We start from the raw sequence: 23,432 nt of genomic DNA on the forward strand, positions 1-23,432 counted from the left end.
GATCAGCGGGACAGATGTCTGAGCGACAGCGAGTTGTGGCCCGCCCGACGGGGGCCAGCAACAGCCGGAAACAAGGCGCCACTGTTCGCGGTCTGCTGACCGGTCGGGCCACTCAGCCACAGAGAGGTAAGAGCCTGTCAAGGGCAGTGTACCCCGCCATCAGGCGGCACAGCCTCTCCTGAGGCTGGCCGCGCAATGCGTGGCCAAGGGCCACAGCCCACAATCAAGCCACCTCAGGAGATATTGGAGTCCGGAAACTCGGCCTTGCGCTTGTCCATCCAGGCCACGAGTGCCTCGTCGACTGCCGGGTCGAGTTCGGGCGCTTCATACTCCGAGAGCAGCTTCTTCCAGCGTGCATTTGCCCGCTGCGTTGCTTCCAAAGCGCCATCGGCATCCCACTGCTCGAAACTGTTGTTGTCCGCAATGGGCGAGCGGTAGAACGCCGTCTGAAAGTTGTTCTGCGTATGAGTACTACCCAGATAATGACTGCCCGGCCCCACCTCGTGAATCGCATCCATCGCCTGACCGTTTTCGCTCAGATCCACCCCTTTCAGCATTGTCTGCATCATGCCCGTCTGATCAGCATCCAGAATGAATTTTTCATAGCCCATTGCCAGACCGCCTTCCAGCCAACCGGCCGCGTGCAACACAAAATTGACCCCGGCCAATGTCGTCGGCAACAGCGTATTGGCGCTTTCTGAGGCCGCCTGGGCATCGGGGATCTTGGATCCGGTCAGTGATCCGCCGGAGCGGAACGGCACACCAAGGCGACGCGCCAGATTGGCCATCACATACAGCACCAGAGCCGGCTCGGGGGTACCGAAGGTCGGCGCCCCGGATTGCATCGACATGGAACTGGCAAAGCTGCCGAAGATCACCGGCGCGCCCGGCTTGACCAGTTGGCAGAAGGCCATGCCGGCCAGCGCTTCGGCCAGTGTTTGCGTTGCGGTACCGGCCACAGTGACCGGCGACATGGCACCGGCCAGAATGAACGGTGAAATGATGCAGGCCTGATTGTTCCGCGCGTAGACCTTGGCTGCTCCCAGCATGGTTTCATCGAAGGTCATGGGCGAGTTGGCATTGATCAGGTTGATGATAGCCGTGTTGGGCTCGCCCGTTTCCGGGTTCAGCCAGCGGTCGCCAAACAGGATCTTCGCCATCTCCACAGTATCCTGGGCGCGCTCCGGGTGCGTGACTGACCCCATGAACGCCTTGTCGGAATACTTCATGTGGCTGTAGACCATATCGAAGTGGCGCTTGTTCACCGGCAGATCGACCGGTTCGCAGATGGTGCCGCCCGAATGGTGGATGCTGGGCGTCATGTAGGCCAGCTTGACGAAATTGCGGAAGTCTTCAATGGTTGCATAGCGGCGGCCCTTGTCCAGATCGCGCACAAAGGGGCTGCCATAGGCCGGTGCAAACACCGTGTTCTTGCCGCCGATCTGCACATTGCGCAGAGGATTGCGTGCAATCTGGGTGAATTCGCGTGGTGCATTGTCCTGAATCAACTGGCGGCACAGGCCTTTGGGCATACGCACCCGCTCACCCTGCACATCGGCACCGGCCGCGCGCCACAGGTCGAGCGCTTCCGGGTCGCCCCGGAACTCGATGCCGATCTCCTCCAGAATACGATCGGCATTGTGCTCAATCAGCGCCAGCCCGTCTTCGTCCAGAACCTCGAAGACCGGGATGTTCCGAGTGATGTAGGGAACGATCTCGACCGGAGCGGACGCTCTGGCGCGGCGGTCTGCGCTGCCGCCACCGCGACGGCGTCGAGTTTTAGTGGTCATGGCTCAGTCCTCTTCAGTTGCGTGCGGGTTGGCGGGCGTCTCAGGACAGCCCTACAATATTGCCTTCGGTATCCAGACCAATGTGCTCGGCGGCCGGGTTGCGCGGCAGGCCCGGCATGGTCATCACATCACCACAGACCACCACCAGGAACTCGGCACCGCCGGACAGGCGCACTTCACGGATGGGCACTTCATGATCAAAGGGTGCGCCCTTCAAATCCGGATCGGTGGAAAAACTGTACTGGGTTTTGGCCATGCAGATCGGGAAGTGGCCGTAGCCTGCTTCCTGGAATTCATGAATCTGGTCACGCACCTTCTGGTTGGCCATGATGTCGTGCGCGCCGTAAAGGGTGGTGGCAATGGTACGGATTTTTTCCCACAACGGCAGTTCGTCGCTGTAGAGCGGAGCGAACTGGCTGACGCCACCGTCGACCAGCTTGGCCACGGCATGAGCCAACTCTTCAGCGCCGGCGCTGCCGTCGCTGAAATGGGTGCAGATGATGGCCTCGGAGCCCTGTTCTGCGACCACCTCGCGAATCGCCTCCAGTTCGGCATCGGTGTCATTGTGGAAGCGGTTGATGGCGACCACCACCGGCACGCCGAAGGTCTTTACATTGCGGATGTGGCGCGCCAGGTTTTCGCAGCCCTGAACAACGGCTTCGACATTTTCCTGACCCAGGTCCTCGCGGGAGACGCCGCCGTGCATTTTCAGTGCGCGGGCGGTGGCGACCACCACGGCCGCATTGGGGTGCAGGCCGGCCTTGCGGCATTTGATGTCGAAGAATTTCTCGGCGCCCAGATCAGCGCCGAAGCCGGCTTCGGTGACCACATAATCGGAGAGTTTCAACGCCGTGGTGGTGGCCATGACCGAGTTGCAGCCATGGGCGATGTTGGCAAAGGGACCGCCGTGAATGAACGCCGGGTTGTTTTCCAGAGTCTGTACCAGATTGGGGCTGAACGCCTCGCGCAGCAGCACGGCCATGGCCGAGTTGGCTTTCAGCTCGGCAGCGGTGACCGGCTTGCGCTCCCGGGTCTGGGCCACAATGATCTTGCCCAGCCGCTCTTCCAGTTCTTCCAGTGAGCGGGAAAGACAGAAAATGGCCATGACCTCGGAGGCCACAGTGATGTCGAAGCCGTCTTCGCGCACATAGCCGTTGCCGACGCCACCCAGGCTGTTGATGATGTGGCGCAGCGCCCGGTCGTTCATGTCGACCACCCGACGCAGGAAGATGCGGCGCGGGTCGATGTTCAGTTCATTGCCCCAGTGTATGTGATTGTCCACCATGGCCGCCAGCAGGTTGTGGGCACTGCCAATGGCATGAAAGTCACCGGTGAAGTGCAGGTTGATGTCTTCCATCGGAATCACCTGCGCATAGCCGCCACCGGCGGCACCGCCCTTGACCCCGAAGCAGGGCCCCAGGCTGGGTTCGCGCAGACAGGTGATGGTTTTCTTGCCGATACGGTTGAGTGCATCGCCCAGACCCACGGAGGTAGTGGTCTTGCCTTCACCCGCCGGTGTGGGCGTGATGGCGGTCACCAGAATCAGTTTGCCATCTTGCCGCTCACCCGTTTGACGCAGAAACTTTTCGCTCAGTTTTGCTTTGTAGTGGCCATACTGCAGCAGCGCATCGGAAGGGATGTCGAGGCCGGCCGCAATGTCGGTGATAGGCTTGATGTCAGCGCCGCGCGCAATCTCGATATCAGAGGGGAAAGAGGGCATGCTCACGTGTCTCCTGGATTCAGTGAAGGGTCTGCGCCAGTCGGTCAGGACAGGGCATTGGCCGTGTGTCATCGCATCATGGCACTTTCCTTTGGGCGTAATTTCCTGCTTACGACACAGTCATGCCCAAAGGCGCCGCAGGTTCTCTAATCGTCCAGCCTCATCTATCATGGGGGACATCACAACTGACTGCCGGCGGAATGCCAGGGAGAGCTGTAACATGATCAATACACCTTATCTGTTGTTTCTCGGCGACGCGCCGGACGCCCTGGCGGCCAAAGTGGCTCAGGGCATCAAAGACTGGCGACCGGAATACGCACTCGGGCAACTGCGCCTCCCGGGTTGCAAGGCCGATCTCGGTCTGCCGGACATGGGCCTGCAAACCGCACTCGACGCCAGTGCCAGAACCTTGGTAATCGGTGTGGCCAATCGTGGAGGTGTCATCTCCGAGGCCTGGCTGGATGTGCTGGAAGAGGCACTGGCCGCCGGCTTCGATCTGGCTTCCGGGCTGCACAATCTGTTGGTCGACGAGCCCCGGCTGGTGGCCGCTGCCGAAAAGCACGGCCGACAGTTGTTCGATGTGAGGGTGCCGCAGGTCGAGTACCCCATTGCCAACGGCAGGAAGAGAACCGGTAAGCGTTGCCTGGCCGTGGGTACCGACTGCTCGGTGGGCAAGATGTATACCGGCCTTGCCATGCACCGGGAAATGAAAGCTCGCCGCATGAAGGCCAGCTTTCGCGCCACCGGGCAGACCGGCATTCTGATCACCGGTGAGGGGATCCCGCTCGATGCAGTGGTGGCCGACTTCATGGCCGGCTCGGTGGAGTGGCTGACTCCGGACAACGACCCGGATCACTGGGATTTGATAGAAGGGCAGGGCTCGCTGTTTCATGTCTCCTATTCCGGGGTCACTCTGGCGCTGATTCACGGGGGCCAGCCCGACGCGCTGATTCTCTGTCATGAGCCGACAAGGGAACATATGCGCGGTCTTCCGGGTTATGAATTGCCGACTCTGGAGGCATTGCGTGATCTGTCTCTGCAGATGGCCCATATCGCCAACCCCGAGTGCAAGGTGGTCGGCATATCCATCAACACAGCCGGGCTGACCGAAGCGCTGGCGGAAAAATACCTGACCGAAGTGGAAGCCCGTATGGGACTGCCCACGGTAGACCCCTATCGCTATGGGGCGGCGCGACTGGTAGAAGCGCTGGATGAGTTGTCGTGAGCCGGGTAACACTGAGCGTTCGGGCGGAGTCCTTTCGCTTGGCCGAGGTCTTTACCATTGCCCGGGGTTCGCGCACGGAAGCCAGCGTGCTGACTGTTGAGGCCGAGTCGGAAGGTGTTGTCGGGCGCGGTGAGTGTGTGCCCTATGCCCGCTATGACGAAACGTTGGACAGTGTCACCGCGCAGATCACTTCGTTGCCGGTAATACTGGACCGCAGCAGCCTGCAATCGCTGCTCCCACCAGGCGCAGCGCGCAATGCAGTCGACTGTGCACTGTGGGACCTGGAAGCCCGCCAGAGGGAGTGCCGGGTATGGGAGCTGGCCGGCCTGCCGCCGCCACAACCTGAAGTCACGGCATTCACTCTGTCGTTGGACTCGCCGGAGCGCATGCAGGATGCAGCCGCCCGCCATGCGCATCGTCCGCTGCTCAAGATCAAGCTGGGTACACCGGACGACATGCCGCGTCTGGAGGCCGTGCGTGCCGGAGCGCCGGACTCGCGGATTATCGTGGATGCCAACGAAGGCTGGACGGCTGAGGTGTATCGGGAGCTGGCGCCGCATCTGCTGCGTCTGGGGGTTACCATGGTCGAGCAGCCTTTGCCGGCTGGCGAGGACGAACTGCTGGCCGAGATGGATCGCCCGCTGCCGGTCTGTGCCGACGAATCCTGTCATGATCGTCAAAGCCTGCAGGCGCTGGCAGGGCGCTACGACATGGTCAATATCAAGTTGGACAAGACTGGCGGCCTGACAGAAGCGCTGGCGCTCAAGGCTGCCGCGCTGAAAAACGGCTTTCAGGTCATGGTGGGGTGCATGGTCGGCACCTCGCTGGCCATGGCGCCGGCGGTTTTGGTGGCTCAGGGCGTCGCCATTACCGACCTGGACGGCCCCCTGCTGCTGGCTGAAGATCGCGCCAGCCCGTTGCGCTATGACGCGCAGGGCGTTCATCCGCCGGCACGCGCACTTTGGGGCTGAGCAGACTACAACAGAGGACATGCAATGAGCAGAACGGTTTATGTCAACGGCAACTGGTACCCGGAAGAGGACGCCCGGGTGTCGGTGTTCGATCGCGGGTTTCTGATGGCCGATGGTGTCTATGAGGTCACTTCCGTGCTGGACAGTGGTCTGATTGATTTCCAACGGCACTGCAAGCGCCTTGCTCGCTCCCTGTCCGAGCTGGATATTCCGAACCCCCACACCATGGAAGAGTGGACCGCACTGCACGAGGAGATCAGACGGCGCAATGGACTGACCGAAGGCCTGATCTACCTGCAGGTCACACGGGGTGCAGAGGATCGCGATTTTGCCTGGTCGGACGATCTGGTGCCCACCGTGGTTTTGTTCACCCAGGCCAAAGGATTGCTCGACAACCCGGCCGCGCAGCGCGGTCTGACCATCAAGACCATTGATGACCTGCGCTGGCTGCGCCGGGACATCAAGACGGTGCAATTGCTGTATCCGTCGATGGGCAAAATGATGGCCCGGCAGGCCGGGGCAGATGATGCCTGGATGGTCGAGGAAGGCCTGGTGACTGAAGGCACTTCCAACAACGCCTACATCATCAAGAGTGAGAAAATCATTACCCGGCAACTGAGTCCGCGCATACTGCCGGGCATTACCCGCCTGGCGGTTCTGGCATTGGCGGATGAAACCGGTATGTCGGTGGAAGAAAGACCCTTCTCGGTGGCAGAAGCTCAGGCGGCCGATGAGGCTTTTTTGACCTCGGCAACCGCGTTTGTAATGCCGGTAGTTGAAATTGATGGTGTAAAGATTGGTTCAGGAACCCCGGGGCCTCTGGTAAATCGCTTGCGCGCCCTTTACATCGAACGAGCGCGGCAGCATGGGGTTGAATCCTGATCACTGAAAGCGTCGTCTCGGTATCCTCGGGGTGGTGGACGTATTTTTGTTAAGAAAAATATCAGCTATGGGTTGCGCAATCTGGCTCAAGTGATTAAATGTATAGTGAACATAAAGGTATGACGAAATGTTATGCCTGCTCAGCAACTGGCAAATCAATCGCGGTCTGATCACCGCAATTGCCTAGCCTTCCGGTCACAAGGCAGTAAACAATAACAAGCCTTGAACCGGTAAAACGGTCAGCTTCTGACTGGCCACTGACAAGATGACGCGCAACGACTCGCAATCGCGATCAGTTCGTTTGCGATGTTGGTGCTCGTCAGCGTGAGAGTGCACAGGAAGCGATCAACAAGAATTCGGCTTAGGAGGCCTCCCTTGGAGCACGTTGACAATTCAGATCCGTATGTAGTGTTTGATCGGGTCCAGAAGACCTATGATGGTGAAGAGCTGGTGGTCAAGGACCTCAACCTGGCCATCGACAAAGGCGAATTCCTGACCATGCTAGGGCCGTCAGGATCCGGCAAGACCACCTGCCTCATGATGCTGGCCGGGTTCGAAACCGCCACCTTCGGCGAGATCCTCATCGACGGCAAGCCTATCAACAATATCCCGCCGCACAAGCGTGGCATCGGCATGGTATTCCAGAACTACGCCCTTTTTCCGCACATGACCATTGGCGAGAACCTCGGTTTTCCGCTGGAGGTTCGGGGTATGGGCAAGAGCGAGCGCGAAGAGAAAATCAAGCGTGCGCTGGCCATGGTGCAAATGGAAAACTTCATCGGTCGCCGTCCGGCCCAGTTGTCCGGTGGTCAGCAGCAGCGCGTGGCGCTGGCACGGGCTCTGGTGTTCGAGCCGGAGCTGGTCCTGATGGATGAGCCGTTGGGCGCGCTGGACAAGAATCTGCGTGAAAGTATGCAGTACGAGATCAAGCATCTGCATGAACAGCTCGGGGTCACCGTCGTTTATGTGACGCACGATCAAACTGAAGCCCTGACCATGTCAGACCGCATCGCCGTGTTTGATGACGGTCGCATCCAGCAATTGGCCAAGCCGGCTGACTTGTATGAGCGCCCCGAGAATGCGTTTGTCGCCCAGTTCATCGGTGAAAACAACAAGATGAACGGCACCGTTGAAGCGGTAAACGGCGACTATGCGGACGTGAAGCTGGCCGACGGATCCCTGGTGAAGGCGCTACGCGTCAATGTAGGCGATGTCGGCGAGCGCACCACCTTGTCACTGCGCCCGGAGCGGGCCTTCATGATCGATGGCAAGGCGACTCCGGAAAACAGCTTCGAAGCGCGTGTTGAAGAGTTGATCTACCTGGGCGACCACATCCGCTCACGCCTGAGCATTTGCGGAACCAGCGATTTCATCATGAAACTGCCGAACGCGGCGGATCAGCATATCGTATCCGAAGGCCAGTCCATTCGCGTGGGCTGGTCGCAAGAGGATTGCCGGGCACTGGACGCCTGAGAACGGCCATTGCCACAGGCATAGTGGGCTGACGGGGTTGCCGGCTGGATGGCCGGGAAGGCACGCAGCTTAAAACAAGAACCGACAACATAAGAAATGGGCCCAGCTAGAGTCGCCCAATTACCAACGCAACGAGGACGAACAGATGAGAAATCCCAAGTACAAGATAATGGGTGTCACAGCCGCAGTCGCCATGGCCACCGGCGCCTATGTAGTGGCGCAGACCCCGGTCAGCCTGACCATCGTCTCCTGGGGCGGTGCCTACACTGAAAGCCAGGTGCGCGCTTATCACAACCCCTGGATGGAAGAGAATCCGCACGTCAGCATCTCGAATGATGATGGTTCCGCGAATGCGTTGGCGGGCCTGCGTGCCCAGAGCCAGGCGGGCAACATCTCCTGGGACCTGGTGGACATGCTGCCTTCGGATGCCCAGTTGGCCTGTGACGAAGGCATTATCATGCCGATCGATCATGACGAAATGCTGGCGTCTGCTCCTGACGGCACACCGGCCAGCGAAGACTTCCTGCCCGGTAGCCTGGGTGAGTGCTTCATCCCGCAGATCGTTTACTCCACGGTTGTTGCCTACAACACCGAGATGTTCCCGGAAGACAACCAGCCGAACAGCATTGACGACTTCTTCAATGTTGAAGACTTCCCCGGTCGTCGTGCCCTGCAGGACCGTCCCGGTGTGAACCTGGAGTGGGCCCTGTATGCGGATGGCGTACACCCGGACGACATCTATGACGTTCTGGAAACACCGGAAGGTCAGGATCGTGCCTTCGCCAAGCTGGATACCATCAAGGACCACCTGATTTTCTGGACAGAAGGTGCACAGTCACCGCAGTTGCTGGCAGACCAGGAAGTAGCCTTCTCTACCGGTTACAACGGCCGTATCTTTGACGCCTCCGAGGTTGAAGGTCAGCCGTTCGAAATCATCTGGGATGGTCAGGTCGTTGAGTGGGATGGCTGGGTAGTACCCTATGGCCCGAACATAGACGCGGTCATGGACTACCTGTACTGGGCGACTGACACTCAGCGTCTGGCGGATCAGGCCAAGTACATCTCCTATGGTCCGGCACGTGCGTCTTCAGCACCGCTGGTCGGAGATCATGCTGATCTGGGTATCGACATGAACGAACACATGCCGACCAACCCGGACAACTACTTCTCACCGATCCTGCTGGATAACGACTTCTGGACAGACTACGGCGACGAGCTGCGTGAGCGCTTCGCCAACTGGATGCTTCAGTAAGTTGAATGCCCGGGGGCGACGCCTGTTGGCGTCGGCCCCTCGGGCTCTGAATTGAATCGGGCTGGCTCGGACGCCGGGCGGGCCTGACGTTGTAGCACCACACGACTGTGGAAATAGGAAACCCTCATGCAACAGAGCGCAAGCGAAGCCTCGCCGAATGATCACATGCGCGACGGCAAGCTGGTTACTGCAGATGGCAGGCCACTGAAAGCCAGTCTGAAGACGGCGGAGCGTCGCCGCAAGATTATTGCTTTCGCATTTGTATCGCCGCTGCTGCTGTTTCTGATAGTCAGCTTTATCGTACCTATCGGCCAGATGATGTGGCGGAGTGTCGACAACCCGACCATTATCAATACCTTGCCGCGCACTCTGGAAGCCATGCAGGACTGGGACGGGCAGGACGTACCGGATGAACCGGTGTTCGCCGCCCTCCGTGAAGATCTTGCAATTGCCCAGGAAAACCGGCGGGTGGGGCCACTGGCGGTCCGTCTCAATTACGAGATCAGCGCCGCGCGCGGGGCATTCACCCGCACAGCGCGCACTGTGGCCGACATGGAACCCCCCTACAAGGAGCAGTTCCTGGACGCTCATCGGCTCTGGGGCAATCCCGATATTTACCAGATCATCAAGCGCGAAGGCCGCCCGTTGACGGCGTCCTACTACGTTGCCGCGACGGATCGGCGTTATGCCGCCGATGGCAGTATCGAGATGCGAGCCGAGCACCAGCGGATCTACATGAATCTGTTCGGGCGCACCTTCGCCATGAGCGCGGTGATTCTGGTGCTGACCATGCTGCTCGGTTTTCCGATTGCCTTCTGGATGGCGCACCTGCCCATGCGCTATGCCAACCTGTTGATGATTATGGTGTTGCTGCCGTTCTGGACGTCCCTGCTGGTGCGCACCACCTCCTGGATTGTCTTGCTGCAGCAGCAGGGGGTGATCAATTCGTCTCTGGTCAACCTGGGCATCATAGACACCGGAAACCGGCTCAGCCTGATGTACAACATGACGGGTACTATCATCGCCATGACGCACATACTGCTGCCCTTCATGGTGTTACCGCTCTACAGCGTGATGAAAACCATTCCGCCATCATATCTGCGCGCCGCGCGCAGTTTGGGGGCCAACAACTGGACGGCCTTCTGGCGGGTCTATGTGCCGCAGACACTGCCCGGCATCGGCGCCGGTGGGGTGCTGGTGTTCATCATCTCCATCGGCTACTACATCACGCCAGCATTGGTAGGCGGACAGTCCGGGCGCATGATTTCCAACATGATTGCCTATCATATGCAGACCTCCCTGAACTGGGGTCTCGCCGCTGCTCTGGGCTCCATGCTGCTGATCAGTGTACTGATACTGTACTGGGCTTATAACAAGCTGGTCGGTGCAGACATCAAACTGGGTTAAGGGAGAATTTCGACAATGGCATTACCGACTTATGCAGGTCCGTTGGAGCGCTTCTGGTATTACGCCTTTCGCTTCATCTGCTGCCTGATCTTTTTCTTCCTGATTGCGCCGATCATCATCATGGTGCCGCTCAGTTTCAATGCGCAGCCGTATTTCACCTTTACCACTGAAATGCTGACACTGAACCCGGAAGGTTTCTCGTTGCGCTGGTACGAGCAGTTGTTCTCGTCTTCCCAGTGGATGCGGTCCATCCGCAATTCTCTGTTTATCGGTGTGTTTTCCACGATAATTGCGACTACTCTGGGCACACTGGCCGCGCTTGGGCTGTCGCGTTCCGAGATGCCCTACAAGGGCCTGATCATGGGGTTGCTGATTTCACCGATGATTGTGCCGCTGATCATTTCCGCTGCCGGTATGTTCTTCTTCTATTCCAGCGTGAATCTGGCAGGTACTTTCCCGGGCGTTATTCTGGCCCACGCGGTTCTGGGTACTCCCTTTGTGGTGATTACCGTTACGGCGACCCTGGTCGGGTTCGACAACTCTCTGACCAAGGCGTCCGCCAGTCTGGGTGCAGACCCGATCACGACCTTCCGCAAGGTGCAGATGCCGTTGATCCTGCCTGGGGTTGTTTCCGGGGCCTTGTTCGCCTTCATCACGTCCTTTGATGAAATCGTCATCGTGCTCTTCCTGGCCAGTGTCGAGCAGCGTACGATACCGCGCGAGATGTGGTCCGGTATCCGCGAACAGATCAGTCCGACCATCCTGGCCGTGGCGAGTCTGCTGGTGCTGATTTCCATCATGCTGCTGACCACGCTGGAACTGTTGCGTCGGCGTTCGGAACGCCTGCGGGGCCTGAGCCCGGGTTGATCGAATGTGGCCTGACAGTGGCAGAGACTGCTGCTGTCAGGCGTCATCCTCTGCTTCGATTTCTGATTGAAAGTCGGTCTGGAAGGCTTCCACCCGCTCGGTGGCGGTTTCCATGCGCCGGAAATAGGCCAGGTGGTACATGGCCTCTCCATCCTGCACCAGCGGGATTTGCTGCTTCCCGATGATGATGCCCGATCTGGGTGCGGTCACGCTGACGCTGTCAGGGTGATAGGGTGAGGTGATTTCCGCCAGCAGGTCGCCGGCTTCGACCGCATCGCCCAGTTGCCGGTGATGAATCACCAGCCCGGACCCTGTAGCACGAATCCAGCCGGAGTCTCTGGCCAGCACCGGTGTAGGCACCTTGCGCGGTCGGCGACGACTGCCGAACATGCCCAGATGACGCAGCACATTCTCGATGCCGCGCAGGCCGGCTCTAATACAGATCTCGTCGAAGCGCAGGGCTTCTCCCGCTTCATACAGCAGCATCTTGACGCCCATCTCATCGGCTACCTGGCGCAGTGACCCATCCCTGAGATCGCTGTTGATCAGCACCGGCACGCCAAACACACTGCCCAGCTCACGGGTTGCCTCATCGTCCATGTTGCCGCGAATCTGGGGCAGGTTGGTGCGATGAATGGCGCCGGTGTGCAGGTCGATCCCGTAGTCGCTCTGCGCCACTATTTCGCGGGTGAACAGGTCGGCCAGTCGCCCGGCCAGAGACCCCTTGCGCGACCCCGGGAAGGCCCGGTTCAGGTCGCGCCGGTCGGGCAGATAGCGCGTCTGGGCCAGAACGCCATAGACGTTGACCATGGGCACCGCGATCAGGGTGCCGCGAAATCCTCGATAGTCGCCCTTGAGCAGGCGCCGGATGACTTCGATACCATTGAGTTCATCACCATGGATGGCCGCCGACACGAAGACGGTGGGGCCCGGGCGTCGGCCGCGAATCACATGGATGGGCAGATTGACATCGGTATCGGTGTAGAGCTTGGCAATGGGCAGTTCTATCAGGCGTCGCTCGCCGGGCTGGATGCGAAAACCGCCTATGATCAGGTCGTCCATGGTCAGCCTTTGCCACGCGTGTTGGTGGCGTTGGGCCGTGCCCGCTGTTCAATGAATTGATAGATGGCGCCGGCCAGGTTCTTGCCGGTGGCGCGTTCGATGCCTTCGAGGCCGGGCGATGAGTTCACCTCCATCACCAGAGGGCCCCGGCTGGAGCGCAGCAGGTCGACGCCACAGACGTTAAGGCCCATTACCTGCGCGGCCTTGACCGCGGTCGCCCGCTCTTCCTTGGTGATACGCACCACTTCCGACGTACCTCCGCGATGCAGGTTGGAGCGGAAGTCACCATCGGCGGCGGTGCGTTTCATGGCGGCGACCACCTTGCCATCGATGACCAGGCAGCGAATGTCACTGCCTTCTGCTTCCTTGATGAATTCCTGCACCAGAATATTGGTTTTGAGGCCGGAAAAGGCGTCTATGACGCTTTCGGCACTTTTCCAGGTTTCGGCCAGCACCACACCGACCCCCTGTGTTCCCTCGAGCAGCTTGATCACCACGGGCACTCCGCCCACCTTCTTGACCAGGTCGCGCGTATTGTCGGGTGCATGGGCGAAGCCGGTTTTGGGCATGCCCACGCCTTTGCGAGACATGAGCTGCAGTGACCGCAACTTGTCTCTGGAGCGACTGATGGCCACCGATTCATTGACACAAAAGGTCCCCATCATTTCGAACTGGCGCACCACGGCTGTGCCATAAAAAGTAATGCTGGCTCCGATACGCGGGATGACGGCGTCATAGTTCGGCAATTCGGCCCCATGGTAACGCACGGTCGGGTTGGCCGTGGCAATGTCCATATAGCAGTGCAGCGTATCAACGACGTCTATGCTGTGCCCGCGCGCCAGCGCTTCATCACGCAGTCGTGTTGATGTGTAGTTGTTGGGCTCTTGAGTGAGCAAGGCGATATGCATGGAGGCATCCTTGACTGCTGGGGCACCGGACAGCGGCAATGATAAACCGGTGAGTGCAAAGTGAGCCTACTGTCCGATGATGCAGCAAAAAAGTAAAGTGATTCTGCACTGGGTGCGGGGCCCAAATAGGGTGAGGTGACTGACGCAGCCTGGCCGACGGGCGTCGGCGGCTGCATCAGTTCAATGACAGCGCGGGATCAGTTCGCGGCGTCACCATCGTGTACGTGTCCGTGTTCTAGCTCTTCGGAGCTGGCTTCTCTGACCGTTTCTACTTTGCCGGAGAACGCCAGTGCCTTGCCGGCCAGCGGATGGTTGCCATCCACCACCACGGCGTCTTCATCCACTTCGGTCACGGCGACCTGAAGGGGACCGCCGTCAGTCTGGGCATTGAAGACCATGCCGACTTCGACTTTCTCCACACCCTGGAAGGCTTCCATGGGCACGCGCTGCACCAGTTCCTCGCGGTGTTCGCCGTAGGCTTCTTCTGCCGGAACGTCGGCATCAAAGGCGTCACCTTCCTGCAGGCCTTCCAACGCCTTTTCCAGGCCGGGGATGATGTTGTTGTGCCCGTGCAGGTACCAGAGGGGACCACGGCCCTCCGAGCTGTCTACCTGTGTACCGGTGTCGTCTTTTACCGAATATTGAATGGCTACCGCTTTGTCTTGCGCAATCATTGCGAGATCCTGTGTTGCTGCTTGAATGTCTACCGCAAAAATCTGCGGAACCTGCCACCGTAACATATGCAGGCGGGGTGAAGAAATGGCAGTTTTGTTAAGAAACCGCTTGGCCATGTCTCGATACTTATACGTCATCCGTGTCGTAAATGAATTCTATGTTTGCCGTATTGGACAGGTCGAGCAGCCGATTGCGCAGCTCGATATCATGGCTGTATTCGTCGCGCACCAGACGACCGTCCAGCTTGCGGAAGGTCTCGCTGACGGTGAACCCTTCCAGGTTGAAGAACCGGTAGCTGAAGGCTTCAGTCAGATGCATGTCGACCTGAACGAGAAATTCTTCGCGGTCATCCCAGATCAATTCGCCCCGGAACAGCCGGCCATAGTCGCTTTCTTCACCATCCAGCAGCAGCACAGTGGAAAACCCCAGCCGCAACTGGTCATCCTGCTGTTCCAGCAGGTGCAGCGTGTCATAGTCGATCTGCAGGCGAATCGGCTGGTCGTCGCGCTCATCAGGCTGCGGGCGACGATTGAAGCGCCGCTGATCGCTGCGGTCTGGTGGCTCGCCATTGACGGTTTCCAGTCGTTCCCGCTCGCCGGGCGGTCGGTCCGGGCGGAAGGTGGTGATCTCCTCGCGCGGGTCATTGTCGCGGCGGGCGACGATGGAGCGCGTGGAATAGGGCTGCTGCACCATGGCCGCATCCATGGCGTCATACTGGGCCTGAATCAGAGGCCGTACACGGTCCACAATGGCCTCTTCTGCCGTCGCAGGCAATGCCATGAAGGTAACAAGAACCCAGCAGCAGTGTAGACGCACAGACATGGTCAAAACCTCAGCACTATGACGCAGCAATAACGAAGATGAACTACGCAGTCGGTTCGAAGCCAGATTGTAAGTACGTCGTATTGGTTCTATCGCTAAATCCGGTGGATCACTCTGGTTGCGAGATGATGGTACCACCGGTGTCGTTGACCTGAACGTAAAAACAGTTGGGTCTGTAAGTGTGGCAGGCCGGGCCCTGCTGGTTGACCAGCAGTAACAGGGCGTCGCCGTCGCAGTCCAGCCGGGCTTCGACGAGGCGCTGTCGATGGCCTGAGCTTTCCCCTTTGCGCCAGTAGGTTTGGCGTGATCGACTCCAGTAGCAGACCTGGCCCGTGCTCAGCGTTTCCCGCAAGGCCTGCTCATTCATCCAAGCCAGCATCAGCACCTCTCCGGTGTCCTGTTGCTGCGCGATGGCGGGAATGAGGCCATCCGGATTCCAGCGCACCTGACCCAGCAGCAGATCCAGATCGATGCGTGTGCCAATGGGCTGATTCTCGAGTGTCTTGAAGTCCATCATGGAAGTCCTTTCGGCTCAGGCATTGGTGACCTGATAAGTTTCTACCCAGGCGCTGAGGTTTCTTTCACACCAGGCCAGCAGGTCGTCGGTCTCCCGGCGTGATTCGGCCTCATTGTGCAATCCTATCACTATGGTCAATACGGCGCGCTCCGGCTCGCGCTCTGTGGGCTCTTCTCGAATGGCGATATGGCTCTTGCGCCCCCAGTGGCGATGCAGCGGGGCCAGGCGCTGCCGCTTCTCCTGATCTGATTGGCAGCCTTCCAGGCGCAGCAGCAATTCGAGTATGCACAGGGGCGGTGGATGGGGGGTCGGTTTGGGGTCAAGCGGCATGATGCGGAGGGTCGTCAATTACTGGATCGTCAGTCTAGCATGCGCCATCGGGGCGGGCTACTGTGCCAGCCCGATCAGAATGAACACGACCGCCAGTGAAAAAACCGCGGACAGGGTGGCGGGCATGACCCAGCGTGGAGGGGGTTCGGCGCGCACCCGCACCTGCTCGGGCGGGGGTAGAGGCTCAGTCAGTGCATTGACATCGATGGCAGCCGGATTCTGCGGCGGACTGGCGTGCTTTTCCCAGTCGAACCTGGGGTGGTCACTCGGCAGCACGCGAATCGGGTCACTGTAGAAGTGTGCGATATAGATTTCACGCGCATTGTTGAACAGCCTGCCCAGGGTTTCGCCAAATGCTCCTGACTGACCCGACCTGAAGCACAGTGCCAAGCAGGCATCATGCAAATTGACCAGATAGGCGTCCGGACAGTCGGCCTGGGTTTGCACCACCAGATCGGCAAAGGTGTGGCAGGCCTCCGTAGCGGCGGGGACCTCCCGTTCACCATAGTAATCAAGCCACTGCAGCTTCTGATACACCATACGGTGCAGCAGCACCTGATAGGTTGTGAGTTTCTCGGTCATGACCCTGTGCGTCCGATTTCTTATTATTGTCTGACTGCCGTCGCAGGCGCCACATCTCTCTGTCAATAAGTTGATGATAGCAAATTCATTTGAGATCTGCTGACATGCAAGGCGATTTGTTGCGCGACGCCGCAATGTCATCGGCAATGCGCTGATGATCTGGCGCCGTGTGCCCAGGGTTGCTAAAGTCGGACTTTGGTCCTTGAACAGTATTGTGATCCATGAACCTGCAGATAACACCACCGCAGCGCCGGGCTGATGGCCGGCTGGTACTGATTACCGGTGCCACCAGTGGCATTGGTGCTGCCTATGCCCGGGTACTTGCCGCCCGGGGCCACGACCTCTGGCTGACCGGGCGCCGCATGTCGGTGCTGGAGCCGCAGGCTGACGAAATGCGCGAACGCCACGGCATCCATGTCACCACCCAGGCGGTCGAACTGGGAGATGAAGAGGAACTGGTGGCTCTGGAGGCGGCAGTGCGCGAGGTGCCCGATCTGTATGGCCTGATCAACAATGCGGGCTATTCAGATGATGGCATTTTCCACCTGATGACCCCGGCCCAGCATCGGCGCCTGATGCGGGTGCACATGGATGCCACTGTGCAGTTGGCGCATGCCGCGCTGCCGGCACTGGAGCAGCAGCGGGGGCTGCTGATCAACGTCGCCTCGCTGGCGTCCTGGATACCCACTGCGGGCAGCCCGCTCTATGGGCCGACCAAAGGCTTTGTCCGCCTGTTCACGGAAACGCTCGCCATGGCTTACCACGATACGGAAATCCGCTTTCAGGTGCTGTGCCCCGGGTTTGTCGTGACGGACTTTCACAGCCGTATCGGGCTGGACCCCGAAACCTTCTACAAGAACCACGGGCTTACCCGGGCCTTTCCGGCTTCCTGGGTGGTCGAGCGCTCGCTGCGTGATCTGGAGAAGGGGCGGATTGTCAGCTCGCCGGGGTGGCACTACAAACTGCTTGGTCTGTTGATCAGACACATGCCGCGACGGCTGCTCTACCGGGTGCTGCAACTGGGCATGAATCGTCGGTACAACATCAAGGGTCAGGTCGAGAAGCAGCAGGAGTCCCGCTGAAAGTCAGCGGGCCTGGTCCTCCGATTCATCCATGTCATCCGTTTCGCCATCGTCATCCATGCCTTCAAAGCCGCTGCGCAGATAATGCGACTCCGGATCATAGCTTTCCTTCAGCATGTCCTTAACCGTACCGTCCCACAGTGAGACGCCGACAAAGTAGCCGGCGCGTGCGATGACATGGGCGGCAACGGGTGAGGTGATCATGATGAACATGATGATCGCGAAGGCACGAAAGGTGACAACCGGTTCCATGAAGGCCAGCATGACGCCCACCATGATCATGGCGGTGCCCAGGGCGCCCGACTTGGTGGAGGCATGCATGCGCGTCAGCAGATCCGGCAGACGAATGATGCCGATGGCGGCCAGCAAGCCCAATGAGGCACCACTGAGCAGAAAGATGGATACCAGTATCTCAATCATCACGTGGCCCTCCGCGTTCCAGGAAGCGGGCAAACCCGATGGCCGCCAGGAAGGCCGTCAGTGCCAGCACGATGGCGATATCCAGAAAGCTGGCTACCCCGGTATCAATGGCATGTACGCCGATGATGGCCACCACCATGGTGGCGATCAGTTCCAGCGCCACAACCCTGTCGGGCAGGGACGGCCCCTTGGCCAGACGGATAAACGATAGAAGCACCGACAGCGACAGCAGCAGATAGACCAGATTGATGACTAGTGGATTGATCAAGGTCAGGCTCCTCAGCGCATGATCTGCAGAATGCGACGTTCAATTTCATGCAGGTCATCACGCAGTGATTTCTCATCCTGCAAAAACATGGCGTGAATGAACAGCACCCGCCGGTCATTGGACACGTCCAGGCTGAGTGTACCGGGCGTCAGGGAGATCAAGTTGGCTACCATGGTAATCTCCAGGTCGGTTTTCGCTTTCAGCGGCATGGCAATAACACCTGGCTGCATATGCCAGGGCGGAGTCAGTACGTCGAACGCGACCTTGACGTTGGCCTTCACCAGCTCCCTGATGAAAAAGAGTATAAAGATCACAAAACGTGGCACACGCTGGGCGTAGCCGGCCAGTATGGGCGCGCCTGGCTGCAGTATGGCCAGTGCGCCATAGCCGAGCACAAAGCCGAAGATCATGTTGAGTACGGACAGATTGCCCGACAGCACAGTCCAGGCCAGAGCGAGCAGTACGTTGGCAAAAAAACCGATCATGGTGTGACCCCCAGTACGGCTTCAATATAACCGGCCGGATTCAGCAGTTGTGCGGCGGCATCGCTGGATACCTGATACAGCGGCTCGGCCCAGACACCAAAGAGTACCACCAAGGCCGCGAGTCCGATAATGGGGGTCAGCAGCCAGACCATCCCCGGGTCCCGTTCCTTGCTGCGCAATCGCGTTGCGTCCACATCCTCGGGCACCGGCTTCCAGAAGACCTGAGCCCAGATCTTGATCATCGAGTAGAGCGTCATGAAACTGACCGACAAGGCCACAACCACAGCAACCCAGGCCTCCACTTCGACAGCTGCCTTGATCACCAGGAACTTGGCAAAAAAACCGGACAACGGCGGAATGCCCGCCAGGCCAAGGGCCGAAACGAGAAACAGAATGGCAATACCCGGACGTTCCCGATACACCCCGCCAAGCTTCTTCAGATCATAGCTGCCGAGCAGGCGGTAGGTCAGGCCGCTGATCAGGAACAGGTTGGTCTTGGCAATGATGTTGTGCACCAGATAGAAGATGCCGCCCAGCAGGGCCAGCGGCGTATACAGAGCCAGGCCCAGCATGATGTAGCCAATCTGGCTGACAATGTGAAAGGACAGGATACGGCGGAATTCGAACTGGGCCGCCGCCCCAAGAACCCCGGTCAGCATGGTCAGGGCGGCACTCCAAAGCAGGATGGTGTGGGTGTAGCCGGTGTCACCGACAAACACCAGTGTGAAAAGACGATACAGGGCATAGACGCCCACCTTGGTCAGCAGGCCGGCAAACAGGGCAGACACGGCGACCTGTGGCGTGTGGTAGGACGCTGGCAGCCAGAAAAACAGTGGGAAGGCGGCTGCCTTGATGCCGAACGAGATCATGAACATCAACGCCACGACATTGACCATGCCGGTATGTTCGACCTGACTCAGCTTGTAGGCCAGGTCTGCCATGTTCAGGGTGCCGGTGAGGCCATAGGTCAGGCCGATGGCCGACAGGAACAGCGCGGAGGAGAACAGGTTCAGCGTGACGTATTTGATGGCGCCTTCCATCTGCGCACGCTCGCCACCGAGTGTCAGCAGTGCGAAGGAGGCCAGCAGCATGACTTCGAACCAGACAAACAGGTTGAATATGTCTCCGGTCAGGAAAGAGCCGGCTACACCCGCCAGCAGCAGGTGCATCAGGGGGTAATAGCCGAACTTCTCGTGCCGGTCGGGAATGGTGCCCAGCGAGTAGAGCGCGATGGCGAAACCGATCAGGCCGGTAATAACCGCCATGACGGCGCTCAGCAGGTCGGCGACCAGCGTAATGCCGAACGGGGCGGCCCAGCCCCCCAACTGCAGGACGACAAAGCCCTGATCCAGCGTGCTGGAGAGCAGCCACAGGGTCGACGCCAGCAGCAGGCCGGTCCCCAGGATTGCCAGGCGCCGCTGCCATTTGCGGGAACGCCAGAGCATCAGTGACAGCACACCCGCCAGCAGCGGGATAAAGACGGGAAGGGCGACTTCGGTACTCAAGTGTCGGTATCCTTCATCTGATCCAGATCATCGGTTTCAACGACTTCAAACGCTCGGTGGATCAGCACAACGGAAAAGGCGAGCACGCCGAACGCAATGACGATCGCGGTCAACACCAGTGCCTGTGGCAGTGGGTCGGCAATGGCCCCTTCGGGCAGTTGCATGCCTTCCGGAATCAGCGGTGGGGCACCCCGCGTCATGCCGGACACGGCAAAGATCAGCAGGTTGGCCGCGTTGCTGAGGATGATCAGCCCGATCACCAGTTTGACGATGGAGCGTCGCAGCATCATGTAGACTGCGCACCCGAACAGAACGCCTATGGCGTAAGCCATCAGGGTTTCCATATGTCCTCCCGTCGCTTGTAGTCAGGTTCGCCGGTACGTTTCATTCTTCGGCCTCGGTCAGTGAAACCACCACCGTCAGGATGGTGCCGACGACTGCGAAATAGACGCCAATATCGAAGACCAGCACGGTCGACAGCTTGATTTCTGTGCCGGCCAGATCGAAGATCCACCACTGTGCGGTGAGAAACGGTTCGCCACGCAGCAATGCAGGAAAGGCCGATACCGTACCCAGCAGCAGGCCGATACCCAGCAGGTCGCGCGGGTCAAAACGAATGATGCGCCGTGTGGCGTCCACGCCATGGGCGAACAAATAGAGCACGACAGCCCCGGCGCCGACCAGCCCGGCGATAAAACCGCCACCCGGTTCATCATGGCCGCGCAGCAACAGGAACACCGAAAACAACAGTTGCAGCGGCAGCAGCGCCAACGCTGCCGTATGCAGGATGACGGTGTTGTCCTTCATGATCTTCTTGTCAGGTTCAGTCATTCAGCTTCTCCGCCCGCAATTTCAGCATGGAGTAGACCCCCAGCGCCGCAATGCCCAGCACGAACAGTTCGCCCAATGTGTCGAGAGACCGGAAGTCGACCAGAATCACATTGACGATATTGCGTCCCAGCGCCTCCGGATAGGCGGCCTCGACGAAGTAGCTCGAAATCGGCTCGAACATCCGGGCGTCGAGGGTGGCCAGAATCAGCACGGTCATCAGGGCGCCGAATGAAACGGCGACAAAGCCGTCACGCAGAATCTCGAACAGCGTCGAGTAGCGCGCGAATCCGGGCAGTCGGAACAGCACCAGCACCAGCAGAATGACGGTCAGCGTCTCGACCAGAACCTGGGTGATACCCAGGTCCGGGGCGCTGAACAGGATGAAGATCAGTGCCACCATGAAGCCGAGTACCCCCATGGTGGCGACCGCCCCCAGGCGGGAGCGGGTGGTGGTGGCATAGACGGCCGTCACCATCAGCAAGGCCACAATGGCCAGTTCGTAGAAATTGATGTCCTGCCAGTCCAGAGTGAACTGAATGCCATGCTGGGCGGCCAGGGTGTAACCCACGATGACCACGGTGGTCATCACCAGCACAATCATGTAGTTGCCCATCTTGCCGTTCTGCAGGATGCGCGTCTGCCAGTCACACAGCCAGATGATGCCATCCAGGGCCCTGAAATAGCCTGTTTCCGGGGCGAACCGATCCAGGCGTGTCATCAGTCGCTCGAGGGGCTCGCGGGTTCTATCCCAGTAGCGGTACAAGATGGCACCACCGGTCAGCCCGACCACCGACAGCAGCAGTGGCAGGTTGAAACCGTGCCAGAGCGACAAATAGAAATCGAGCGGCATGCCGGCCACCGCCGTGACCGCCGCGGTCACCAGCAGGGTCTCCGGGACACCGGGCAGCAGGCCGAACAGAAGCGATACAGCAGCCAGGACGACAGGCCCGGCGAGCATGGCCAGGGGCGCTTCGTGAGGTTGCTTGGGCGTCTCGACCCGAGGGCCATAGAAAGGCTTGAGCGCTACCACGGCGGCTATGGCCGCAGTCATCATGGCGGAGACCACGGCCAGCGCGACGACAAGCCCCTGCAGAGGCCCGGCGGACAGCACGGCCTCGAGCATCAGCTCCTTGCCGATAAAGCCGAACAGCGGCGGCACACCGGCCAGTGACAGTGCGGCCAGCAGAGCGGCGCCTGCAGTCCAGGGCATCAGGCTGCGCATGCCGCCCAGTTTGGTGAGGTCCTTGGTGCCTGCTTCGTGGTCAATCGAACCGGCCACCATGAACAGCGCCCCCTTGTAAAGCGAATGCCCGAGCAGGAAGGCCGCGAAAGCGATCATGGCGTACTCGGTGCCAATGCCGATCAGCATGGTCAGGGTGCCGAGTGCCATCACGGTGGAGTAAGCCAGTACTTTCTTGGCATCCGTATGCGTATAGGCCAGCCAGGCACCCACGAACATGGTTACCCCGCCGAACAGGGTGAGCATGACTGTCCAGAGCATTTCTTCCCCGAACATCGGATTCAGGCGCGCCATCAGATAGACACCGGCCTTCACCATGGTTGCCGAATGCAGGTAGGCCGATACCGGCGTAGGCGCGGCCATGGCATTGGGCAGCCAGAAATGGAACGGAAACTGGGCAGACTTGGTGAAGGTGCCACCGAGAATGCAGAGAATCAGCAGGGTCAGAGGCGCGGCGCTGAACCAGTCTTCGCTGCTGTTGAGCAGTTCAACAATGCTGAAGCTGCCCCCATAGATGCCCAGCAGCATGATGCCTACCAGCAGGAAGAAGCCCCCGATCACACTGACAAACAGACCCTGCAATGCACACTTGCGGGCCTTTTCGCTCTCATGATTGAAGCCGATCAGCAGGTAGGACGTGATGCTGGTCAGTTCCCAGAAGACAAACAGCGCGACCAGGTTGTCGGACAGCACAAGCCCCAGCATGGAGGCCATGAACGACAGCATGACGATATAGAAGCGGCCCAGGTCGGGATGGCCCTTGAGGTAGCCACCGGCGTAGATCAGCACGAAGGTGCCGATAAAGCTGATCAGCAGCGCAAACAGCAGCGACAGGCCATCCAGAGTGAACCCGAGATGGATGTCCATGCCGGGAAACCAGGTCCATTGCTGACCCAGTACTTCGCCACCACTGATCAAGGGTACAAAGGATGCAAAATAGACGGTCAGCGCGGCTGGCAGCAGCGCCAGCAGCCAGCCTGTGAATTGGCCCGCCGATCGATGCACCAATGGAACCAGCGCAGCCAGCAGGAAACCGGAAAGCACGGCATATAGCATTGTCCGGATCGTCTCCGTTCACCTGATTGTTTCCCTGAGCGGGCGGTTCGCCGAGTTCACGT

Annotated in this window: 24 protein-coding genes; 8 read left to right on the forward strand and 16 right to left on the reverse strand. The window is 59.4% G+C overall.

All coding sequences use genetic code 11. The annotated features are described in order from the left end of the window. Positions 1 to 233: 233 nt before the first annotated feature. Positions 234 to 1,790 (reverse strand): trimethylamine methyltransferase family protein, encoded by a 1,557-nt coding sequence (locus tag LAT62_RS07615; RefSeq protein WP_293381434.1) that lies wholly within the window; start codon positions 1,788 to 1,790, stop codon positions 234 to 236. Between the two features lie 40 nt (positions 1,791 to 1,830). Beyond that, positions 1,831 to 3,510, reverse strand: a complete 1,680-nt coding sequence (locus LAT62_RS07620; protein ID WP_293381437.1) for a formate--tetrahydrofolate ligase — start codon at positions 3,508 to 3,510, stop codon at positions 1,831 to 1,833. A 220-nt stretch (positions 3,511 to 3,730) separates the two neighbouring features. On the opposite strand from LAT62_RS07620, the gene dgcN reads away from it, so the two are divergent. The 7 genes from dgcN to LAT62_RS07655 all read left to right on the forward strand — a co-directional run bounded on the left by dgcN (position 3,731) and on the right by LAT62_RS07655 (position 11,587). After that, positions 3,731 to 4,735 (forward strand): N-acetyltransferase DgcN, encoded by a 1,005-nt coding sequence (dgcN, locus tag LAT62_RS07625; RefSeq protein ID WP_293381440.1) that lies wholly within the window; start codon positions 3,731 to 3,733, stop codon positions 4,733 to 4,735. After that, a complete protein-coding gene (gene dgcA, locus LAT62_RS07630) occupies positions 4,732 to 5,706 on the forward strand; it encodes an N-acetyl-D-Glu racemase DgcA (protein WP_293381443.1) in 975 nt (324 codons plus the stop codon). The genes dgcN and dgcA overlap by 4 nt, the downstream gene beginning before the upstream one ends. Before the next feature lie 24 nt (positions 5,707 to 5,730). Next, positions 5,731 to 6,588, forward strand: coding sequence for a D-amino-acid transaminase (locus tag LAT62_RS07635; RefSeq protein ID WP_293381446.1), 858 nt, complete (start codon positions 5,731 to 5,733; stop codon positions 6,586 to 6,588). A gap of 375 nt (positions 6,589 to 6,963) precedes the next feature. Continuing rightward, positions 6,964 to 8,061, forward strand: coding sequence for an ABC transporter ATP-binding protein (locus tag LAT62_RS07640; protein WP_293381449.1), 1,098 nt, complete (start codon positions 6,964 to 6,966; stop codon positions 8,059 to 8,061). Positions 8,062 to 8,206: 145 nt separating this feature from the next. Beyond that, on the forward strand, positions 8,207 to 9,313 hold the full coding sequence (locus LAT62_RS07645; protein WP_293381452.1) for an ABC transporter substrate-binding protein: 1,107 nt from the start codon (positions 8,207 to 8,209) through the stop codon (positions 9,311 to 9,313). A 126-nt stretch (positions 9,314 to 9,439) separates the two neighbouring features. After that, positions 9,440 to 10,720 carry an ABC transporter permease gene (locus LAT62_RS07650; RefSeq protein WP_293381455.1) on the forward strand — a complete coding sequence of 427 codons (1,281 nt, stop codon included), beginning with the start codon at positions 9,440 to 9,442 and terminating at the stop codon, positions 10,718 to 10,720. Positions 10,721 to 10,735: 15 nt separating this feature from the next. Further along, the gene (locus tag LAT62_RS07655; protein ID WP_293381458.1) at positions 10,736 to 11,587 is read left to right on the forward strand and encodes an ABC transporter permease; all 852 of its coding nucleotides are present in this window, start codon (positions 10,736 to 10,738) and stop codon (positions 11,585 to 11,587) included. A gap of 36 nt (positions 11,588 to 11,623) precedes the next feature. Here the strand turns inward: LAT62_RS07655 and LAT62_RS07660 are convergent, their stop codons facing one another. From LAT62_RS07660 to LAT62_RS07690, 7 genes are all read right to left on the reverse strand, one after another. Next, entirely contained in the window at positions 11,624 to 12,649 is a 1,026-nt protein-coding gene (locus LAT62_RS07660; RefSeq protein WP_293381461.1) for a succinylglutamate desuccinylase/aspartoacylase family protein, read from the reverse strand. Positions 12,650 to 12,651: 2 nt separating this feature from the next. Then, a complete protein-coding gene (gene rimK, locus LAT62_RS07665; RefSeq protein ID WP_293381464.1) occupies positions 12,652 to 13,557 on the reverse strand; it encodes a 30S ribosomal protein S6--L-glutamate ligase in 906 nt (301 codons plus the stop codon). 197 nt (positions 13,558 to 13,754) lie between these two features. Further along, a complete protein-coding gene (locus tag LAT62_RS07670) occupies positions 13,755 to 14,231 on the reverse strand; it encodes a peptidylprolyl isomerase (protein WP_293381467.1) in 477 nt (158 codons plus the stop codon). A 127-nt stretch (positions 14,232 to 14,358) separates the two neighbouring features. Continuing rightward, on the reverse strand, positions 14,359 to 15,054 hold the full coding sequence (locus tag LAT62_RS07675; RefSeq protein ID WP_293381470.1) for a hypothetical protein: 696 nt from the start codon (positions 15,052 to 15,054) through the stop codon (positions 14,359 to 14,361). Positions 15,055 to 15,163: 109 nt separating this feature from the next. After that, positions 15,164 to 15,571 (reverse strand): phosphoribosyl-AMP cyclohydrolase, encoded by a 408-nt coding sequence (gene hisI / locus LAT62_RS07680; protein WP_293381473.1) that lies wholly within the window; start codon positions 15,569 to 15,571, stop codon positions 15,164 to 15,166. A 15-nt stretch (positions 15,572 to 15,586) separates the two neighbouring features. Continuing rightward, positions 15,587 to 15,919, reverse strand: a complete 333-nt coding sequence (locus LAT62_RS07685) for a DUF503 family protein (RefSeq protein WP_293381476.1) — start codon at positions 15,917 to 15,919, stop codon at positions 15,587 to 15,589. Between the two features lie 39 nt (positions 15,920 to 15,958). Continuing rightward, on the reverse strand, positions 15,959 to 16,483 hold the full coding sequence (locus LAT62_RS07690; RefSeq protein WP_293381479.1) for a hypothetical protein: 525 nt from the start codon (positions 16,481 to 16,483) through the stop codon (positions 15,959 to 15,961). Between the two features lie 221 nt (positions 16,484 to 16,704). Between LAT62_RS07690 and LAT62_RS07695 the strand changes: the two genes are divergently transcribed. Beyond that, positions 16,705 to 17,565, forward strand: a complete 861-nt coding sequence (locus LAT62_RS07695) for an SDR family oxidoreductase (RefSeq protein WP_293381482.1) — start codon at positions 16,705 to 16,707, stop codon at positions 17,563 to 17,565. 3 nt (positions 17,566 to 17,568) lie between these two features. On the opposite strand, the gene mnhG is transcribed toward LAT62_RS07695, so the two are convergent. From mnhG to LAT62_RS07730, 7 genes are read right to left on the reverse strand one after another with little or no spacing between them, the layout of a single operon-like run. Beyond that, entirely contained in the window at positions 17,569 to 17,985 is a 417-nt protein-coding gene (gene mnhG / locus LAT62_RS07700) for a monovalent cation/H(+) antiporter subunit G (protein WP_293381522.1), read from the reverse strand. Further along, complete coding sequence (locus tag LAT62_RS07705) at positions 17,978 to 18,250, reverse strand: monovalent cation/H+ antiporter complex subunit F (protein WP_293381525.1); 273 nt, start codon at positions 18,248 to 18,250, stop codon at positions 17,978 to 17,980. Before LAT62_RS07705 ends, mnhG begins: the two co-directional genes overlap by 8 nt. Positions 18,251 to 18,264: 14 nt before the next feature. Then, on the reverse strand, positions 18,265 to 18,738 hold the full coding sequence (locus LAT62_RS07710) for a Na+/H+ antiporter subunit E (protein WP_293381485.1): 474 nt from the start codon (positions 18,736 to 18,738) through the stop codon (positions 18,265 to 18,267). Continuing rightward, positions 18,735 to 20,243, reverse strand: coding sequence for a Na+/H+ antiporter subunit D (locus LAT62_RS07715; protein WP_293381488.1), 1,509 nt, complete (start codon positions 20,241 to 20,243; stop codon positions 18,735 to 18,737). The genes LAT62_RS07710 and LAT62_RS07715 overlap by 4 nt, the downstream gene beginning before the upstream one ends. Then, on the reverse strand, positions 20,240 to 20,587 hold the full coding sequence (locus LAT62_RS07720) for a Na+/H+ antiporter subunit C (protein ID WP_293381491.1): 348 nt from the start codon (positions 20,585 to 20,587) through the stop codon (positions 20,240 to 20,242). Before LAT62_RS07720 ends, LAT62_RS07715 begins: the two co-directional genes overlap by 4 nt. A 40-nt stretch (positions 20,588 to 20,627) precedes the next feature. After that, positions 20,628 to 21,053 (reverse strand): Na+/H+ antiporter subunit B, encoded by a 426-nt coding sequence (locus LAT62_RS07725; protein WP_367120541.1) that lies wholly within the window; start codon positions 21,051 to 21,053, stop codon positions 20,628 to 20,630. A 13-nt stretch (positions 21,054 to 21,066) separates the two neighbouring features. Next, the gene (locus tag LAT62_RS07730) at positions 21,067 to 23,370 is read right to left on the reverse strand and encodes a putative monovalent cation/H+ antiporter subunit A (protein WP_293381497.1); all 2,304 of its coding nucleotides are present in this window, start codon (positions 23,368 to 23,370) and stop codon (positions 21,067 to 21,069) included. Between the last annotated feature and the right edge of the window lie 62 nt (positions 23,371 to 23,432).

The organism is Natronospirillum sp. (genome assembly GCF_022565775.1).
In the GTDB taxonomy this organism is placed as follows: domain Bacteria; phylum Pseudomonadota; class Gammaproteobacteria; order Pseudomonadales; family Natronospirillaceae; genus Natronospirillum.